Here is an 18,459-nt window from a genome sequence, read left to right as displayed (position 1 = left end):
GCGAAGTCTACGACCCCCTTCCCGACCCCACCTATGCCTGCTAGAAGTATTCCTATTCGAAATAGCGGCCGGGGTTTCCGGAGAACCTCCGGGGCGGCCCCGGAGCGAAGGAGCTCAGCGTGAAGTTCTCGATGATCTTCGAGGCCCAGCTGGTCGACCCCACCCCCGAACGCGAACGCCAGGTCATCCACGACTGCGTCGAACAGGCCGTGTTCGCCGAGGAGATGGGCTTCGACCGGATCTGGGCGGTCGAGCACCACTCCCTCACCCAGTACGCCCACATGAGCGCCTCCGAGATCTTCCTGACCTGGGTCGCCGCCCGCACGAAGAGCATCCGCATCGGCCACGGCGTCGTCACCATGCCCTTCGGCTACCAGCACCCGGTCCGGGTCGCGGAACGCGCCGCCATGCTCGACGTGCTGTCCGGCGGCCGGGTCGACATCGGCGCCGGACGCGGCGCGACCAAGCAGGAGATGCGGATGTTCGGGGTGCGGCCCGAGGACACCTGTCCGCAGACGGAGGAGGCGCTGCGGATCTTCTCCGCGGCCTGGCGGGAGCCGGAGTTCGAGTGGCACGGCTCGCTCGACATCGGCCCCGGCGCGGTCCTCCCCCGCCCCGTGCAGGACCCGCACCCGCCGCTCTTCATGGCCTGCTCGAAGCACGACACCCTCAGGCTCGCCGCCGAACTCGGCATCGGGGCCCTGGTGATGGGCTTCGCGGGCGCCGACGACGTGCGCGCGATGCGCGAGGTGTACGACGAGGCCATCGCCGTACGGGACGGCTCACGGCTCGTCTCCACCGAGACCAACGACCACTTCTCGGCCCTCTGCCCGACGGTCGTCCTGGACGACGCGGCCCGCGCCATGCGGCTCGGCACCCGCGGCCAGCGCTTCTTCGCCGAGTCGATCGCGCACTGGTACGGCGACGCGCCGGCGCCCACCGGCTACGCCGAGGACGAGGACCACACCGGCGCGCTCGCCCGCGAACGCGAGGAGCTGGTGGCCCGGCTGCACGAGGCGAACATCCCGGCCCGGCCGGTCGACACCGGCACGTACAACACCGACCACGCCTACGGGGACGCGGAGACCGCCATCGGCTATGTCGAGCGGCTGCGGGAGATCGGCGTCGACGAGGTGATGTGCCTGATCCAGATGGGCACGGTGCCGCAGGAGGTCTGCCTGGAGACCATCCGCCAGTGGGGCGAGAAGGTCATCCCGCACTTCCGCGCGCCGGAGACCGCCGCGTGAGCGGGCTGGACGGCAGGACCGTGATCGTGACGGGCGCGGCCCGCGGGCAGGGGGCCGCGGAGGCGCGACTCCTCGCGGCGGCCGGCGCGCGGGTCGTCCTCACCGACGTACGGGAGGAGGAGGGACGGGCGGTGGCGGCCGAACTCGGCCCGGCGGCGGGCGTGTTCGTGCGCCACGACGTGACGTCCCCGGAGGACTGGGGGGCGGTCGCCGAGACGGCCGTGCGTACGTACGGCCGGCTGGACGGACTGGTCAACAACGCGGCCCTCTGGCGGACCGCGCCGGTGGAGTCGGAGACGTACGAGAACTTCGAGCTCCTCCTCAGGGTCAACCTGCTGGGCCCCTTCCTCGGCATGCGGGCGGTCCTGCCGGCGCTGCGCGCGGCCGGCGGGGGCTCGATCGTGAACGTGTCGTCGACGGCCGGACTCGTCGGCATCCGCGGTCACGCGGCGTACGGAGCGGGCAAGTTCGGGCTGCGCGGGCTCAGCCGCTCGGCGGCCCGGGACCTCGCCCCGTACGGCATCCGCGTCAACTCGGTCCATCCGGGCGCCGTCGACACCCCGATGACGGCGGCGGTCGCGGACAAGGACTGGTCGCACGTGCCGCTCGGCCGGATGGGCCGGCCTCAGGAGGTCGGCGAGCTGATCGCGTTCCTCCTCTCGGACGCCTCCTCGTACGTGACCGGCGCCGAGTTCACCGTGGACGGAGGGCTCACCGCATGACGTCGGATCCCCTGACCCCGGCGGCCCGCGCGCTGTGCGACGCGATGGCGGCCGGCTTCCCGCGCCCCGAGGACGGCGCCGCGGCGCTGCGGGCCGCGGCCCGGGAGTGGCTGGGCGAGCTTCCGCCGGGCGCCGTGGACACCGCGGCGAACGGCGTCCCGGTCCGCGTGTACCCGGGGCGGGCCGACCCGGTCGTCGTCTTCGCGCACGGCGGCGGCTGGGTCCTGTGCGACCTCGACACCCATGACCGGCTGTGCCGCGGGCTGGCCGCCCGCACCGGCGCGACGGTCGTCTCCGTCGACTACCGCCGCGCCCCCGAGCACCGCTTCCCGGCCGCCGAGGACGACGTGTACGCGGCCCTGGAGTGGGCGGCGGAGCGGTACCCCGGCCGCCCGCTGGTCCTGGCCGGCGACTCGGCCGGCGGCTGCCTCGCCGCCGCGACGGCCCTGCGCGCCCGCGACCACGGCGGCCCGCCCCTGGCCGGGCAGCTGCTCCTCTACCCGGTGCTCGACCACCGGCTGGACGGCGTCTCGGCGGAGGCGTACGCGGAGGGCTTCTTCCACACCACCGCCCATATGCGCTGGTACTGGGAGCAGTACCTGGGCCCCGGCGGCGACCCGGTCGCGGCCTCCCCCGGTCTGGCGGACGACGTCTCCGGCCTCCCGCCGGCCCTGGTCGTCCTCGCCGACTGCGACCCCCTCCGCGACGAGGCCCTCGCCTACGCCCGCCGCCTCTCGGCCTCCGGCGTCCGGGCCCACGTCCAGCTCCACACGGGCGTGTTCCACGGCTTCCTGGGCGGCCTCGGCCTGCTCCCGGAGGCGGACGGAGCGCTGGAGGGCGCGGCGGCCTGGCTGAGGGCCCTGGCGGAGTAGGCCGCACCGCCGGGAATCACCGGCCCCCGCCCCGCCCCGCACCGGGCGCGTGCCGCGACCGTACGCGGCGGGTCGGGCCCCCTCGGGCGCAGCGGGCCCCCGCGCCGTCCGCACGACGCGCGTCGGCGCTCGCCCAGTCGTCCAGGTCGGGGACAGTGGGGCGAGCGCCGCGCTCAGTTCCGTACGTCGTTGTACGGGACATCCAGGGGTGATCCGGCGGATCAGACCGTCAGGGCACGGTCCGTCGGGCGGATCGGGGCGGGCAGGGAGCTGGCGCCCGTGAGGTAGCGGTCCACGCCGCGGGCGGCCGAGCGGCCCTCCGCGATGGCCCACACGATCAGGGACTGACCGCGACCGGCGTCACCGGCGACGAAGACGCCATCGACGTTGGTGGCGAAGTCCGCGTCACGCGCGATGTTACCCCGCTCGTCCAGGGCCAGACCGAACTGGGCGACCAGGCCGTTCTCCACGTCCGTGCCGGTGAAGCCCATGGCGAGGGTGACCAGCTGGGCGGGGATCTTGCGCTCGGTGCCCGGCTTCTGGGTCAGCTTGCCGTCGACGAACTCGACCTCGGCCAGGTGCAGGAACTGGACGTTACCCTCCTCGTCGCCCTCGAAGTGGGTGGTGGAGACGGAGTAGACCCGCTCGCCGCCCTCCTCGTGCGCCGAGGTGACCTTGTAGAGCATCGGGAAGGTCGGCCACGGCTGGTTGCCGTTCCGGTCCTCGCCCGGGCGGGGCATGATCTCCAGCTGCGTGACGGAGGCCGCGCCCTGGCGGTGCGCGGTGCCGACGCAGTCCGCGCCGGTGTCGCCGCCGCCGATGACCACGACGTGCTTGCCCTCGGCGGTGATCGGCGAGGCCACGAAGTCGCCCTCGACGACCTTGTTGGCGAGCGGCAGGTACTCCATCGCCTGGTAGACGCCCTTGAGCTCCCGGCCCGGGACGGGCAGGTCGCGGGCGGTGGTGGCACCGGCGGCGACGACGACCGCGTCGAACCGCTTGCGCAGGTCCGTCGAGGTGAGGTCCCGGCCGATCTCGATGCCGGTGCGGAACTTGGTGCCCTCCGCGCGCATCTGCTCGATGCGGCGGTTGATGTGCCGCTTCTCCATCTTGAACTCGGGGATGCCGTAGCGCAGCAGACCGCCGATGCGGTCGGCCCGCTCGTACACGACCACGGTGTGGCCGGCCCGGGTCAGCTGCTGGGCGGCGGCGAGTCCCGCGGGGCCCGAGCCGATCACCGCGACGGTCTTGCCGGACAGGCGCTCGGGCGCCTGCGGCCGGACGTCGTTGGTGTCCCACGCCTTGTCGATGATCGAGACCTCGACGTTCTTGATGGTCACGGCCGGCTGGTTGATGCCCAGCACGCACGCCGCCTCGCACGGAGCCGGGCACAGGCGGCCGGTGAACTCCGGGAAGTTGTTCGTGGCGTGGAGGCGCTCGGACGCGGCCGACCAGTCCTCGCGGTAGGCGTAGTCGTTCCACTCGGGGATGAGGTTCCCCAGCGGACAGCCGTTGTGGCAGAACGGGATGCCGCAGTCCATGCAGCGGCCGGCCTGCTTGCTGATGATCGGCAGCAGGGAGCCGGGAACGTAGACCTCGTTCCAGTCCTTCACGCGCTCGCCCACGGGCCGGGTCTTGGCGACCTCACGCCCGGTGGTCAGGAAGCCCTTCGGGTCAGCCATGGGTCGCCGCCTCCATCATCTTCTCGGTGGTCTCGGCCTCGGAGAGACCGGCGAGCTCAGCGGCGTCCTTGGCGGCGAGCACTGCCTTGTACGTGGTGGGGATGATCTTGCTGAACCGGGCCGCGGCGGCGTCCCAGTCGGCGAGCAGCTTCTCGGCGACCGTCGAGCCGGTCTCCTCGTGGTGGCGGCGCACGACGTCGTGCAGCCACGCCTTGTCGGTGTCCGACAGGGCCTCGACCGCCTCCAGGTTGCCGGGGTTGACGTTGTCCCGGTCGAGGTCGATCACGTAGGCCACGCCGCCGGACATGCCGGCCGCGAAGTTGCGGCCCGTCTCGCCGAGGACGACCGCCGAGCCGCCGGTCATGTACTCGCAGCCGTGGTCGCCCACGCCCTCGGAGACGACCAGGGCGCCGGAGTTGCGGACGCAGAAGCGCTCGCCGGTGCGGCCGCGCAGGAACAGCTCGCCGCCGGTGGCGCCGTAGCCGATCGTGTTGCCCGCGATGGTGGAGTACTCGGCCAGGTGGTCGGCGCCGCGGTCCGGGCGGACGATCACGCGGCCGCCGGAGAGGCCCTTGCCGACGTAGTCGTTGGCGTCGCCCTCCAGGCGGAGGGTGACACCGGCCGGCAGGAAGGCGCCGAAGGACTGGCCCGCGGAACCGGTGAACGTGATGTCGATGGTGTCGGCGGGCAGACCCGCGCCACCGAACTTCTTCGTCACGTGGTGGCCGAGCATGGTGCCGACGGTCCGGTTGATGTTGCGGATGCCGACCTGGGCGCGGACCGGCTGGGCGGTCTCGGCGGAGTCGGCGCCGAGGGCCTCGGCGGCGAGCTGGATCAGCTCGTTGTCGAGGGCCTTCTCCAGTCCGTGGTCCTGCTCGATGAGGGCGTGGCGGACCGCGCCGTCGGGCAGCGCCGGCACGTGGAACAGCGGCGCCAGGTCGAGGCCCTGGGCCTTCCAGTGCGAGACGGCGCGGCTGGTGTCGAGGAACTCGGCGTGGCCGACGGCCTCCTCGATCGAGCGGAAGCCCAGCTCGGCGAGGAGCTCGCGGACCTCTTCGGCGATGAACCGGAAGAAGTTGACGATGTACTCGGCCTTGCCGGAGAAGCGGTCGCGGAGCACCGGGTTCTGGGTGGCGATGCCGACCGGGCAGGTGTCCAGGTGGCAGACGCGCATCATGACGCAGCCGGAGACGACGAGCGGCGCGGTCGCGAAGCCGAACTCCTCGGCGCCGAGCAGCGCGGCGATGACGACGTCACGGCCGGTCTTGAGCTGGCCGTCGGTCTGCACCACGATGCGGTCGCGCAGGCCGTTGAGCAGCAGGGTCTGCTGGGTCTCGGCGAGACCGAGCTCCCAGGGGCCGCCCGCGTGCTTCAGCGAGGTGAGCGGGCTGGCGCCCGTACCGCCGTCGTGGCCGGAGATGAGCACGACGTCCGCGTGGGCCTTGGACACACCGGCCGCGACCGTGCCGACGCCGACCTCGGAGACCAGCTTCACGTGGATGCGGGCGGCCGGGTTGGCGTTCTTGAGGTCGTGGATCAGCTGGGCCAGGTCCTCGATGGAGTAGATGTCGTGGTGCGGCGGCGGGGAGATCAGGCCCACGCCCGGCGTCGAGTGACGCGTCTTGGCGACCCACGGGTAGACCTTGTGGCCGGGCAGCTGGCCGCCCTCGCCGGGCTTGGCGCCCTGGGCCATCTTGATCTGGATGTCGTCCGCGTTGACCAGGTACTCGCTCGTGACGCCGAAGCGGCCGGAGGCGACCTGCTTGATCGCGGAGCGGCGCGCCGGGTCGTAGAGGCGGTCCGGGTCCTCGCCGCCCTCACCGGTGTTGGACTTGCCGCCCAGCTGGTTCATGGCGATCGCGAGGGTCTCGTGGGCCTCGCGCGAGATGGAGCCGTACGACATGGCGCCGGTGGAGAAGCGCTTGACGATCTCGGAGACCGGCTCGACCTCGTCGAGCGGGACCGGGGCGCGGTCGGAGGTGAAGCCGAACAGGCCGCGGAGCGTCATGAGGCGCTCGGACTGCTCGTTCACCCGCTCCGTGTACTTCTTGAAGATGTCGTACCGCTTGGAGCGCGTGGCGTGCTGCAGGCGGAAGACGGTCTCCGGGTCGAAGAGGTGCGGCTCGCCCTCGCGGCGCCACTGGTACTCGCCGCCGATGTCCAGGGCGCGGTGCGCCGAGGGGATGCCGGTTGCGGGGTACGCCTTGGCGTGACGGGCGGCGACCTCCTTGGCGACGACGTCGAGGCCGGCGCCGCCGATCTTGGTGGCGGTGCCGTTGAAGTACTTCTCGACGAAGGCGGTGTCGAGGCCGACGGCCTCGAAGACCTGGGCGCCGCGGTAGGAGGCGACGGTCGAGATGCCCATCTTCGACATGACCTTGAGGACGCCCTTGCCGAGGGCGTAGATCAGGTTGCGGATGGCCGTCTCGGGCTCGACGTCCGTGATGAAGGTGCCGGCCCGGACGAGGTCCTCGACGGACTCCATGGCCAGGTACGGGTTGACCGCGGCGGCGCCGTAGCCGATGAGCAGGGCGACGTGGTGGACCTCGCGGACGTCACCGGCCTCGACGAGCAGACCCACCTTGGTGCGCTGCTTGGTGCGGATGAGGTGGTGGTGGACGGCCGCGGTGAGCAGCAGCGACGGGATCGGTGCGTGCTCGGCGTCGGAGTGCCGGTCGGACAGGACGATCAGACGGGCGCCGCCCTCGATCGCCGCGTCGGCCTCGGCGCAGATCTCCTCGATGCGGGCGGCGAGCGCGTCGCCGGCGCCGGAGACCCGGTACAGGCCGGACAGGGTCACGGCCTTCATGCCGGGCATGTCGCCGTCGGCGTTGATGTGGATGAGCTTGGCCAGCTCGTCGTTGTCGATCACCGGGAAGGGCAGCGTGACGCTGCGACACGACGCGGAGGTCGGGTCGAGCAGGTTGCTGCCGGGGCCGAGCGAGGAGAGCAGCGAGGTCACGAGCTCCTCGCGGATGGCGTCCAGCGGCGGGTTGGTGACCTGCGCGAACAGCTGGGTGAAGTAGTCGAAGAGCAGCCGGGGGCGCTCGGACAGGGCCGCGATCGGCGAGTCCGTGCCCATGGAGCCGATCGGCTCGGCGCCGGTGCGGGCCATCGGCGCGAGGATGACGCGGAGTTCTTCCTCGGTGTAGCCGAAGGTCTGCTGGCGGCGGGTGACCGAGGCGTGGGTGTGCACGATGTGCTCGCGCTCGGGGAGGTCGGAGAGCTCGATCTCGCCGGTCTCGAGCCACTCCGCGTACGGCTGCTCGGCGGCGAGGGCGGCCTTGATCTCGTCGTCCTCGATGATGCGGTGCTCGGCCGTGTCGACGAGGAACATCTTGCCGGGCTGCAGGCGTCCCTTGCGGACGACCTTGGCCGGGTCGATGTCGAGGACGCCGACCTCGGAGGAGAGCACGACGAGGCCCTCGTCGGTGACCCAGTAGCGGCCGGGGCGCAGACCGTTGCGGTCGAGGACCGCGCCGACCTGGACGCCGTCGGTGAAGGTGACGCAGGCGGGTCCGTCCCAGGGCTCCATCAGGGTGGAGTGGTACTGGTAGAAGGCGCGGCGGGCCGGGTCCATGGACGCGTGGTTCTCCCACGCCTCGGGGACCATCATCAGGACCGCGTGCGGCAGCGAACGCCCGCCGAGGTGGAGCAGCTCCAGGACCTCGTCGAAGGAGGCGGAGTCGGAGGCGTCCGGGGTGCAGATCGGGAAGAGCCGCTCGATGCCGCGGCCGTCCTGGCTCTGGCCGAAGACGTCGCCGGCCAGCTGGGCCTCGCGGGCGGTCATCCAGTTGCGGTTGCCCTTGACCGTGTTGATCTCGCCGTTGTGCGCGACGAAGCGGTACGGGTGGGCGAGCGGCCAGCTCGGGAAGGTGTTGGTCGAGAACCGGGAGTGGACCAGGGCCACGGCGGTGGCACAGCGGCGGTCCGACAGGTCCGGGAAGAAGGGCTCCAGCTGGCCGGTGGTCAGCATGCCCTTGTAGACGATGGTGCGGGCGGAGAGCGACGGGAAGTAGGTCCCGGCCTCACGCTCGGCGCGCTTGCGCAGGACGAAGGCCTTGCGGTCCAGCGCGAGGCCGCTGTTCTCGCCGTCGGCGACGAAGAGCTGGCGGAAGACCGGCATGGTGGAGCGGGCGGAGGCACCGAGCAGCTCGGGGGCGACGGGGACCTCGCGCCAGCCGAGCACGTCCAGGCCCTCTTCGGCGGCGATCGCCTCGATCTGCGAGACGGCCTGTGCGGAGCCGTCTGCGGGAAGGAAGGCGATGCCGACGGCGTAGGAGCCGGCCGCGGGAAGCTCGAAGTCCGTGACCTCACGAAGGAAGGCGTCGGGGACCTGGAGCAGGATTCCGGCACCGTCACCGGAGTCGGGCTCGGAGCCGGTGGCGCCGCGGTGCTCGAGGTTGCGCAGTACGGTCAGCGCCTGCTCGACCAGCGCATGGCTGGCTACACCGGTGAGGGTGGCCACGAACCCGACACCACAGGCGTCGTGTTCGTTACGGGGGTCGTACAGCCCCTGGGGGGCGGGGCGACCGTCCATGGGCGACCAGGCGTCGGAACGCATCGGCTCTCCCGTCGTCGTCGTGGCATATGCAACAGCCGAGGGACGACGTTGGCCCTCCGCGAAATTTCGTGCAGGTTACATGATGGCTGGCTTCTCGCGAAGTGGATAGCTCATTCCAGCATGCGGACACCGCCGATACGGGCGGTGGCGGGTGGTTCAGCTGTGGGGCACGGGAACCACGGCGTTCCCATGGGGACGGATCGAGGATTCCGGTGGTCACCGGTGACCCGTCGCAGGAGCGGGCCTCATTGCCCGCGGCGCTTGTGCCTCATGCCCGGTGGCCGAGGATTCGAAACCGGCAGGTAACCGGCTAGATATGTGGCGCTCCGCATAGTGTCTCACCGGGCCGACGGATCCGCCCAGGGATATACGTCACAGAGACACGGCCGTCGGTGACCCCTATGGCGCACGAAGGCCCCCGGTCGCGATGACCAGGGGCCTTGCGGGGAACGCGAGGGCGCGGACGCGGCCGGGCGGCCGCACCGAGGGCCCGCGCGGGCGTGTGGGCACACCGCGCGGGGACCGGCTACAGCGTGGCCCCGAGGAGCATGCCGAGCCCGTACGTGACGGCCGCGGCGGCACCGCCGAGGACGAGCTGGCGCAGTCCGCTGAACCACCAGCTGCGGGCGGTCACCCGGGCCACGAGCGCGCCGCACCCGAAGAGCCCGAACAGCGCGAGCAGCACGGCGGGCCACAGCGCGGTCGCACCGAGCAGGTACGGCAGCAGGGGCAGCAGGGCGCCGAGTGCGAAGGAGCCGAAGGACGACACCGCGGCGACCATGGGCGACGGCAGGTCCTCGGGGTCGATGCCCAGCTCCTCGCGGGCGTGGATCTCCAGGGCCTGCTCGGGGTCGCGGGACAGCTGCATGGCGACCTCGCGGGCGAGCGCGGGCTCGACGCCGCGGGAGACGTAGAGCGCGGCGAGCTCCTCCATCTCGTCCACCGGGTGCTTGCGCAACTGGACGCGCTCGACGTCCAGTTCGGCCTGGACCAGCTCGCGCTGGGAGGCGACGGAGGTGTACTCGCCGGCGGCCATCGAGAAGGCTCCGGCCGCGAGCCCGGCGAGGCCCGTGATGACGACGGTCTGCGAGGAGACCGCACCGCCGGCCACACCGGTCATGAGGGCGAGGTTGGAGACGAGTCCGTCCATCGCGCCGAAGACGGCGGGGCGCAGCCAGCCGCCGTTGACGTCGCGGTGCGTGTGGTTGTCGCGGTGGGCCTCGTGGAGCGGTGCGACGGCTTCGATGATGGACATGCTTCTCCCCTGTCTTTCTTGCGGGTTCGGCACGCCCGCACCCCTCGACAGCATCGAAAATACGCCCGATGTAAGGGGCGCGCCAGCAAGGCAGGCCGTACTTAGTAAGGCTCGCTTTACTGAGGCAAGCCTCTCTGACCTGCTGTCACCCGGGTGACAGAAACGTTTCGGTGAGGGGTCGGGCCCGGTCGCGTGGCAGGCATCTGCAGAGCGCGAAAGGGGAGAAGAGATGGCCGGTACGAAGCGAGTCGCGGTACGGGCGGCAGGGGAGGCAGAGGATCCGGCGGGGGCACCGGACGGAGGGCATCCGCGCGATGCGGGGAAGGTGAGGGACCGCGCGAGGGGCGCCCTCCTGGGCCTGGCGGTGGGTGACGCGCTGGGCGCACCCGCCGAGAACCTGCGGCCCTCGGAGATCCGCGCCCGATGGGGCAGGATCGAGGGCTTCGTGACGGACCGTCCGGCGGGCACGGACGACACCGAGTACGCGATCTTCTCCGGTCTGCTGCTGGCCCGGCACGGCTCGGCCCTCACCGTGGCCCACGTCGAACGGGCCTGGCACCACTGGATCGCCGACCTCGACGAGGGCCCGTTCCGGGGCGCCGGCTTCTCCGAACGCGGCACCCTGGAGAACCTCCGCCGGGGGCTGGCGGCCCCCATCTCGGCGCAGCACCGGCACGCCTGGAGCGACGGCCTCGCGATGCGGGCCGCCCCGTTCGGCGTCTTCGCGGCCGGCCGCCCCGCCGAGGCGGCGCGGCTGGTCGCCATCGACGGCACCGTCAGCCACGAGGGCGAGGGCATCTACGGCGGCCAGGCGGTGGCCGCGGGCGTGGCGGCGGCGATGACCGGCGCCACGGTCACGTCCGTCATCGCGGCGGCCCTGTCGGTGATCCCGATGGACTCCTGGACCGCCCGCTCGCTGCGGCGCGCGGTGGTCGCCGCGCAACGGCTCCGGCCCGACCCCCTGGAACGCGAACGCGCGGTCCGCTCGGCGGTCGTCATCGGCGGCTACCCGTGGACGGACCTCGCCCCCGAGGCCGTCGGCCTGGCCTTCGGCGCCTTCGCCGCGGCCCGCGGCGACTTCCGCACCTCGGTCCTGACCGCCGTCAACATGGGCCGCGACGCCGACACGACGGCGGCGGTCGCCGGCGCCCTGGCCGGCGCTCTCGGCGGCGCCACCGCGATCCCCGAGCCCTGGGCCTCCGCCATCCCCCCGGTCGCCGGCAGCTGCCTCCCCTCGATGCGCGGCTACCACGTCCTGGACATCGCCGACCTGCTGACCCCGGAGGAGGAGACGCCATGAGCGCGGACATCACGACGACGCTGGACTCGACGAGGGACACGGGATACGTCGGCACCAGCCCCGAGACAGCGCCCGCCGGGGGTGACGGCGCGCTCCCGGACGGTGGGAGCGGTGCCGACGCCCCGGCCGCGGGCCGCCCCGCCCCCCGCCGCGCACCGGTGCTGGGTACCACGACCCGCGCCGGCAAGACAGCGCGCTCCGCGGGAGAGCGGCACACCCCCCGCACCTCCCGCGACGCGATCGAAGGACTCCTGCTCGGCCTCGCCGCGGGCGACGCCGCGGGCTGGCCCGCGGCCAGGCACCGCGCCGCCCGCATGCCGGAGTGGACCCGCCGGCTCACCCGCGAACTCGACACCTTCGCCGAGCAGAACGCGACGACCACCCTCCCCGTCCCCATCGCCCTCAACCAGCCGCCCGAGCCGCTCCGCCTCGGCCCCTCCGACGACGCGGAGTGGGCGGTGTTCACCGCCGAGGCCCTCCTCGCCTCGGCCGGCCCGCTCTTTGGCACCCTCGCACCCGAGCGCCGCCTCCGCGCCTCCGTCGACCTCGCCTGGAACTCCCTGGCCGGCCAGATCGCCGCCGCCGCCGACCGCGCCCCCGAGGTGGAGTCCGCGGTCCTGCCCCTCCGCGCCCGGATCTCCGTACGGGCCGGGCTCGGCAACCTCGCCACCGGTCTGCGCCCGCCCGCCACCGGTCACGACAACCCCCACTACTTCGACGACGCCGCGTGCGTCCGCGCCGCCGTCCTCGCCCTCGTCCACCCCGGCGATCCGGCTGCCGCGGCCGAGCTCGCCGAGTTCGACGCGCGGTACACGCAGGACGGCGACGGCGTCCACGGCGCCCGCGCGGTGTCGGCGGCGATCGCCGCGGCCCTGGGCGGCGCCACACCGGCCGAGGCCGTGGAGGCGGCGCTCGCGCAGCTCCCGCCCGCGACGGAGATCGGCCGGAACGCCCGGCACGCCGTCGGACTGGCCCGCGCCGTGGGCTCCTCCTTCGAACTGGTCCCCCTCCTGGAGCACCAGATCGTGGACCACGTCTACAGCTACGGCATCGCCGCCGCCGAGACCGTCCCGGTCGCCCTCGCCCTGACGCTCGCGTCCCAGGGCCAGGTGGCCGCGGCGGTACCGGCCGCGGCCTGCCTGTCCCGGGTCGCGGACTCCGCCCCGGCCCTGGCGGGCGCGCTCACCGGCGCGCTGGGCGGCGGGGGTTCGGTCCCGACGACCTGGCGCGAGGCGTGCCGGACGCTCGCGGGCTGCGCGCTGCCCCGCCTCGCCGGCACGGACCTCGTCGAACTCGCCGAACTGCTCGCAGCCACGGAACTGGCCACCCCGGGTGGACAATTCCGACATGACACCCCAACTGGATGACCGCATCACCGGCAGTCTCGTCGGGGCGGCCGTGGGCGACGCCCTCGGCGGCCCCGTCGAGGGCTACACCCCCGAGCAGATCCTGGAACGCCACGGCGGCCGCGTCACCGGCATCGTCGGCCCGTGGAACGGCGACGCCTGGCGCACGGCGCGCCCGATCGCCCCGTACCACAAGGGCGACGGGCACGTCACCGACGACACCTTGATGACCCACGCCCTGATCCGGGTGTACGAGCAGGTCCGCGACCACCTCGACGCGTACGCGGTCGCCGAGTACCTCGTCCCCGAACTCATGGGCCGGAGGGTCTGGATCCCGGAGCTGGAGGCGGAGGCGCTGCCGCTCCAGCGCGTCTTCCTCGCGGAGAAGTGGATCGTCACGCGCCTCCACTACGGGCACGCCGACCCGCGCGAGGCCGGCACCGGGAACATCGTCAACTGCGGTGCGGCGATGTACATGGCCCCGGTCGGTCTGGTCAACGCGGGCAACCCGGCGGCCGCCTACGCGGAGGCCCTCGACGTCGCGGGCGCCCACCAGTCCTCGTACGGCCGCGAGGCGGCGGGCGTCTTCGCGGCGGCCGTGGCGGCGGCCTGCGCGCCCGGCGCGACGCCGCGTTCGGTCACCGAGACGGCCCTCGCCCTGGCCAAGGACGGCACCCGGGCCGCGATCGAGGCGGTCGCCGAAGTCGCGGAGAACCACCGCGACTTCGAGACCGCGCTCGCGCCGCTGCGCGCGGCGGTCGCGCCCTTCGACTCGGTGGGCCCGGACTACCGCGCCCCGTCCCTGGACGCCCGCCGCCCCTCCCGCCTGCACGCGATCGAGGAACTGCCCATCGCCCTCGGCATGCTCCTCGTCGGCGAGGGCGACTACCGCCGCACGGTCCTGGGCGCGGTCAACTACGGCCGCGACTGCGACTCGATCGCGACGATGGCGGGCGCGCTGTCGGGCGCCCTCCACGGCGAGCCGGCCGTTCCCGCCGAGTGGGCGAAGCGGGTCTCGGAGGCCAGCCGTCTGGACCTCCACGCCCCGGCGGCCGCCCTGACCGCGGTGGCCCACGAGATCTTCAGCCGTGACACGACCCGCCGGCGCGCCCACGAGGCGGCGTACGCGACCCTGACGGACCACCCCCGATGAGCCCCGCCGCCACCGGTCTCCTGCGCCTCACCTGGGTCCAGCCCGAGGACCTGGTGGGCCACGAACTCCGCCAGGCCGCGGAGGACGGCCGCGACGCCGCACCCCTCGCCGCCCGGTGGCACGCCGCCGGCGGCCCCCCGGCCCCGGCCACCGCGGGAGCCTCGCCCGCGGCCCTCCCCGCGCTGCGCCCCCTGGCCGAGCAGCTCCTCGACGCCCTGTCCGAACTCCCCTCCCCGCTGGCCGCCCACGAACCGACGCGCCTGGACGCGATCACCGCCGCCTGCCCCGACTGGCCGGCCTCCCCCGCCCCTCGGCCCCGCGAGGGCGAGGCGGTGCGGGACGGCGACCTGCTCGACCGGCTGCACGCCGCCTGGCTCGGGCGGGCCGTCGGGTGTCTGCTCGGCAAGCCCGTCGAGAAGCTGCCGCTGGACGGCATCCGCGCGCTGGCACGCGTCACCGGCAACTGGCCGCTGGACGACTGGTTCACGGCCCGCGGCGTACCCGCGCCACTGCTCGCCGCGTATCCCTGGAACCGGCGCTCCGCCGCCACCTCCCTCGCCGAGAACATCGACGGGATGCCCGAGGACGACGACCTCAACTACCCCCTCCTCGCCCTGCTGCTCCTGCGCCGCCACGGCCGCGCGTTCAGCACCGCCGACGTCGCCCGGCTGTGGCTCGACGAGCTGCCCGCCGGGCGCACGTTCACCGCCGAGCGAATCGCCTACCGCAATCTGCTCGACGGGGTCGAACCCCCGCTCACCGCCGTCCGCCGCAACCCCTTCCGCGAGTGGATCGGCGCCCAGATCCGCGCCGACGTGCACGGCTGGACCCACCCGGGGGACCCGGCCGGCGCCGCCCGGCAGGCCCATCGGGACGCGGTGCTCACGCACACCGGCAACGGGGTCCACGGCGCCATGTTCGTCGCCGCCGCCCTCGCCGCCGCGGCGGGCGGCGGGACCGACGTCCACCAGGCGCTGGCGGCCGGACTCTCCGTCGTGCCGCCCCGGTCACGACTGGCCGCGGCCGTGCGCCTCGGCATCGCCGCGGCACGGGAGCACCGGGACTTCGACGTCGTCGTGGACCGGCTCCACGCCGAGCTCGGCGGGTATCACTGGGTCCATGCCGTCCCCAACGCCGCCCTCCTCGCCGCCGCGCTCACCCACGCCGACGGCGACTTCACCCGGTCCGTCTGCGCGGCCGTGTCCGGCGGCTGGGACACCGACTCCAACGGCGCCACGGCCGGATCGGTCGCCGGCCTGCTGGCCGGGCACCCCGACCGGCTGCCCAACCGGTGGACCTCCCCCCTCAAGAACCGGCTCGCGACCTCGGTGGCGTCCTTCGACGGCATCGGCTTCGACACCCTGGCCGCCCTGACGCACACGGAGGCAGTACGCCCATGACCAGCCCGACCAGCATCGTCGTGCTCGGCAGCACGAACATGGATCTCGTGGCCTACGTGGCCAAGGCCCCCGCCCGCGGCGAGACCGTCACCGGACGGGAGTTCCGCACCGTGCCCGGCGGCAAGGGCGCCAACCAGGCCGTCGCCGCTGCGCGCGCCGGCGCCGAGGTGTCGATGATCGGCGCGGTCGGCGCCGACGAGTTCGGCCTGCGGCTGCGCGGGGCGCTCGACCACAGCGGCGTCGACACCGATCTGCTGCGCACCGTCGAGGGCCCCTCCGGCACCGCGCACATCGTCGTCGACGACGAGGGCGGCAACGCGATCGTCGTGGTCCCCGGCGCCAACGGCACCGTCACCTCCCTCACCCACGGCGACGAGGCCCTGATCGACACCGCCGACGCCCTGCTCCTCCAGCTCGAACTCCCCCTCTCCGTGGTCGTGGAGGGGGCCGGCGCCGCCCGCGAGCGCGGCGTGCGCACCGTCCTCACCCCGGCCCCCGCACGCTCCCTCCCCCCGGAACTCCTCGACGCCACCGACCTGTTGGTGCCCAACGAACACGAGGCCACCGCCCTCACCGGTCTCACCGACCCGCACGAGGCCGCCCGGGCCCTCCTTGACGTCGTGCCCCAGGTGGTCGTCACCCTCGGCGCCGCCGGCTGTCTGTACGTCGCGCGCGACAGCGCCGAACCGCTCACCGTGCCGGCTCCGCGCGTCCACGCCGTCGACACCACCGCCGCCGGCGACACCTTCGCCGGCGTCCTGACCGTCGCCCTCACCGAGGGCAGGCCCATGCCGGAGGCCCTGTCGTGGGCCTCGGCGGCCGCGGCGCTCTCCGTCCAGCACGAGGGCGCGTCGACCTCGATGCCGTACCGCGTCGCGATCGAGGCGGCCCTCGCATGACCGCCACCGTCTCCCCCACCGCCCCCGCCGGCGCTCCGCTGCGCGGACTCCGCGTCCTGGACCTCGCCACCCTCTTCGCCGGTCCGCTCGCCGCGACCCTGCTCGGCGACTTCGGCGCCGACGTCGTCAAGATCGAGCATCCCCGCAAGCCCGACCCCTCCCGCGGCCACGGCCCGGCCAAGGACGGGGTCGGACTGTGGTGGAAGGTCCTCGGGCGCAACAAGCGCACGATGACGCTGGACCTGTCCACGCGCGGCGGACGCGCCACGCTGCTGCGACTCGCCGCCGAGGCCGACGTGATCGTGGAGAACTTCCGGCCGGGCACCCTGGAGCGCTGGGGGCTCGGCTGGGAGGAGCTGTCGACGGTCAACCCGCGCCTGGTGCTCGCCCGGGTCACCGGCTTCGGGCAGTTCGGCCCGTACGCCCACCGCCCCGGCTTCGGCACCCTCGCCGAGGCGATGAGCGGCTTCGCCGCCATCACCGGCGAACCGGACGGCCCCCCGACCCTCCCGCCCTTCGGCCTCGCCGACTCGGTCGCCGCCCTCGCCACCGCGTACGCCGTGATGACCGCGCTCACCGCGAGGACCACCACCGGCCGCGGCCAGGTCGTCGACATGGCCATCATCGAACCGATGCTCGCCGTCATCGGACCCCATCCCCTCTGGTACGACCAGCTCGGCTACGTCCAGCCCCGCACCGGCAACCGCTCCCGCAACAACGCCCCGCGCAACACCTACCGGACCTCCGACGGCTCCTGGGTCGCCGTCTCCACCTCCGCCCAGTCGATCGCCGAGCGGGTGCTGCGGCTGGTCGGCCGGCCCGAGCTCGTCGACGAACCGTGGTTCGCCGACGGCACCGGCCGGGCCGCGCACGCGGACGTCCTCGACCAGGCGGTGGGCTCCTGGATCGCCCGCCACACCCGCGACGAGGCCATGGCCGCGTTCGAGAAGGCGGAGGCCGCGATCGCCCCGGTTTACGACGTCCGCGACGTCCTCGACGACCCACAGTTCCAGGCCCTCGGCACCGTCACCGAGGTCCCCGACCCCGAACTCGGCCCCCTCCGGATGCAGAACGTCCTCTTCCGGCTCTCCGAGACACCCGGCGCGATCCGCTGGGCCGGCCGCCCGCACGGCGCGGACACCGCCGATCTCCTCGCCGAACTCGGCCTCACGGGTGCCGAGATCGCCGCCCTCCGCGCCGAAGGAGCCGTATGAACACTTCCGCCGCTCCCCTCACCTGGCTGTACGCCCCGGGCGACCGCCCCGCCGTCGTCCGGAAGGCACTCGTCTCCGGCGCCGACGTCGTCATCGTCGACCTGGAGGACGCGGTGGCCCCGGACCGCCGGTCCTACGCCCTGGCCGCCACCGCCGAACTGCTCTCCGACCCCCAGCCCGTACCGGTCCACGTCCGCATCCACGCACCCAGCGACATCCCACGCCTGGCATCCCTCCCCGGTCTCGTCGCTCTCCGTGTCCCCAAGGTGACACACCCCACTGACATCGGCCGGATCGTCGAGCTCGCGCGGGGCCTCCCGCTCTACCCGCTGCTGGAGACCGCGCTCGCCGTGGAGCACGCGTACGCCATCGCCACCGCCCACCCCTCGGTCCACGGCATCGCCCTCGGCGAGGCGGACCTCGCCGCCGACCTGGGGGTACGGGAGGACAGCGGCCTGGACTGGCCGCGCAGCCGGATCGTGGTCGCCGCCCGCGCCGCCGCCCTGCCGCCACCGGTCCAGTCGGTCCACGCGGACGTCCGCGACCTCGACGCCCTCGCCGCCGGCTGCGCCCGGGGCCGGGCGATGGGCTTCCTCGGCCGGGCCGCCGTCCATCCCCGACAGCTCCCGGTGATCGAGCGGGCCTATCTCCCCACCGCCGACGAGATCGCCGCGGCGGAGGAGGTCGTGAAGGCGGCGGAGGCCCGGACGGGGGCGCTCGCCCTGCCCGACGGACGCTTCGTGGACGCGGCCGTCGTGACCGGCGCCCGCCGCGTCCTCGCCCTCGCCGCGCGCCGGGCCTGACA

At 73.6% G+C, this 18,459-nt stretch carries 13 protein-coding genes; 10 read left to right on the top strand and 3 right to left on the bottom strand.

Annotated features, from left to right (window positions below):
- Positions 1–119 precede the first annotated feature (119 nt).
- Genes ACIRQF_RS24915 through ACIRQF_RS24905 form a run of 3 tightly spaced genes read left to right on the top strand, consistent with a single transcriptional unit; the run spans position 120 to position 2,841 of the window.
- Positions 120–1,247: an LLM class flavin-dependent oxidoreductase gene (locus ACIRQF_RS24915; RefSeq protein ID WP_404095123.1), complete on the top strand. Its 1,128-nt coding sequence runs from the start codon at positions 120–122 to the stop codon at positions 1,245–1,247.
- Complete coding sequence (locus ACIRQF_RS24910; protein ID WP_404095120.1) at positions 1,244–1,969, top strand: glucose 1-dehydrogenase; 726 nt, start codon at positions 1,244–1,246, stop codon at positions 1,967–1,969. The genes ACIRQF_RS24915 and ACIRQF_RS24910 overlap by 4 nt, the downstream gene beginning before the upstream one ends.
- A complete protein-coding gene (locus ACIRQF_RS24905; protein ID WP_404095118.1) occupies positions 1,966–2,841 on the top strand; it encodes an alpha/beta hydrolase in 876 nt (291 codons plus the stop codon). Before ACIRQF_RS24910 ends, ACIRQF_RS24905 begins: the two co-directional genes overlap by 4 nt.
- 221 nt (positions 2,842–3,062) lie before the next feature.
- Here the strand turns inward: ACIRQF_RS24905 and ACIRQF_RS24900 are convergent, their stop codons facing one another.
- The 3 genes from ACIRQF_RS24900 to ACIRQF_RS24890 all read right to left on the bottom strand — a co-directional run bounded on the left by ACIRQF_RS24900 (position 3,063) and on the right by ACIRQF_RS24890 (position 10,342).
- Positions 3,063–4,523 carry a glutamate synthase subunit beta gene (locus tag ACIRQF_RS24900; RefSeq protein ID WP_376629492.1) on the bottom strand — a complete coding sequence of 487 codons (1,461 nt, stop codon included), beginning with the start codon at positions 4,521–4,523 and terminating at the stop codon, positions 3,063–3,065.
- On the bottom strand, positions 4,516–9,087 hold the full coding sequence (gene gltB, locus ACIRQF_RS24895; RefSeq protein ID WP_404095115.1) for a glutamate synthase large subunit: 4,572 nt from the start codon (positions 9,085–9,087) through the stop codon (positions 4,516–4,518). Before gltB ends, ACIRQF_RS24900 begins: the two co-directional genes overlap by 8 nt.
- Positions 9,088–9,613: 526 nt before the next feature.
- On the bottom strand, positions 9,614–10,342 hold the full coding sequence (locus ACIRQF_RS24890; RefSeq protein ID WP_376629488.1) for a VIT1/CCC1 transporter family protein: 729 nt from the start codon (positions 10,340–10,342) through the stop codon (positions 9,614–9,616).
- Between the two features lie 229 nt (positions 10,343–10,571).
- Here ACIRQF_RS24890 and ACIRQF_RS24885 point away from each other — a divergent pair, with 229 nt between their 5' ends.
- Genes ACIRQF_RS24885 through ACIRQF_RS24855 form a run of 7 tightly spaced genes read left to right on the top strand, consistent with a single transcriptional unit; the run spans position 10,572 to position 18,457 of the window.
- Positions 10,572–11,642, top strand: a complete 1,071-nt coding sequence (locus ACIRQF_RS24885; RefSeq protein WP_376629486.1) for an ADP-ribosylglycohydrolase family protein — start codon at positions 10,572–10,574, stop codon at positions 11,640–11,642.
- The gene (locus ACIRQF_RS24880; protein WP_404095111.1) at positions 11,639–13,009 is read left to right on the top strand and encodes an ADP-ribosylglycohydrolase family protein; all 1,371 of its coding nucleotides are present in this window, start codon (positions 11,639–11,641) and stop codon (positions 13,007–13,009) included. The genes ACIRQF_RS24885 and ACIRQF_RS24880 overlap by 4 nt, the downstream gene beginning before the upstream one ends.
- Entirely contained in the window at positions 12,990–14,141 is a 1,152-nt protein-coding gene (locus ACIRQF_RS24875) for an ADP-ribosylglycohydrolase family protein (protein WP_404095109.1), read from the top strand. The genes ACIRQF_RS24880 and ACIRQF_RS24875 overlap by 20 nt, the downstream gene beginning before the upstream one ends.
- Positions 14,138–15,541, top strand: coding sequence for an ADP-ribosylglycohydrolase family protein (locus ACIRQF_RS24870; RefSeq protein WP_404095106.1), 1,404 nt, complete (start codon positions 14,138–14,140; stop codon positions 15,539–15,541). The genes ACIRQF_RS24875 and ACIRQF_RS24870 overlap by 4 nt, the downstream gene beginning before the upstream one ends.
- Positions 15,538–16,440 carry a ribokinase gene (gene rbsK, locus ACIRQF_RS24865; protein ID WP_404095104.1) on the top strand — a complete coding sequence of 301 codons (903 nt, stop codon included), beginning with the start codon at positions 15,538–15,540 and terminating at the stop codon, positions 16,438–16,440. The genes ACIRQF_RS24870 and rbsK overlap by 4 nt, the downstream gene beginning before the upstream one ends.
- A complete protein-coding gene (locus ACIRQF_RS24860) occupies positions 16,437–17,654 on the top strand; it encodes a CaiB/BaiF CoA transferase family protein (RefSeq protein WP_404095102.1) in 1,218 nt (405 codons plus the stop codon). Before rbsK ends, ACIRQF_RS24860 begins: the two co-directional genes overlap by 4 nt.
- Positions 17,651–18,457, top strand: a complete 807-nt coding sequence (locus ACIRQF_RS24855) for an HpcH/HpaI aldolase/citrate lyase family protein (protein WP_376629474.1) — start codon at positions 17,651–17,653, stop codon at positions 18,455–18,457. The genes ACIRQF_RS24860 and ACIRQF_RS24855 overlap by 4 nt, the downstream gene beginning before the upstream one ends.
- The last annotated feature ends 2 nt before the right edge of the window (positions 18,458–18,459 follow it).

This window comes from Streptomyces sp. NPDC101191 (genome assembly GCF_044767915.1).
Classification (GTDB): Bacteria; Actinomycetota; Actinomycetes; order Streptomycetales; family Streptomycetaceae; genus Streptomyces.
The sequence above is the reverse complement of the archived record's forward strand: the minus strand, read 5'-3'. Positions and strand labels throughout refer to the sequence as shown.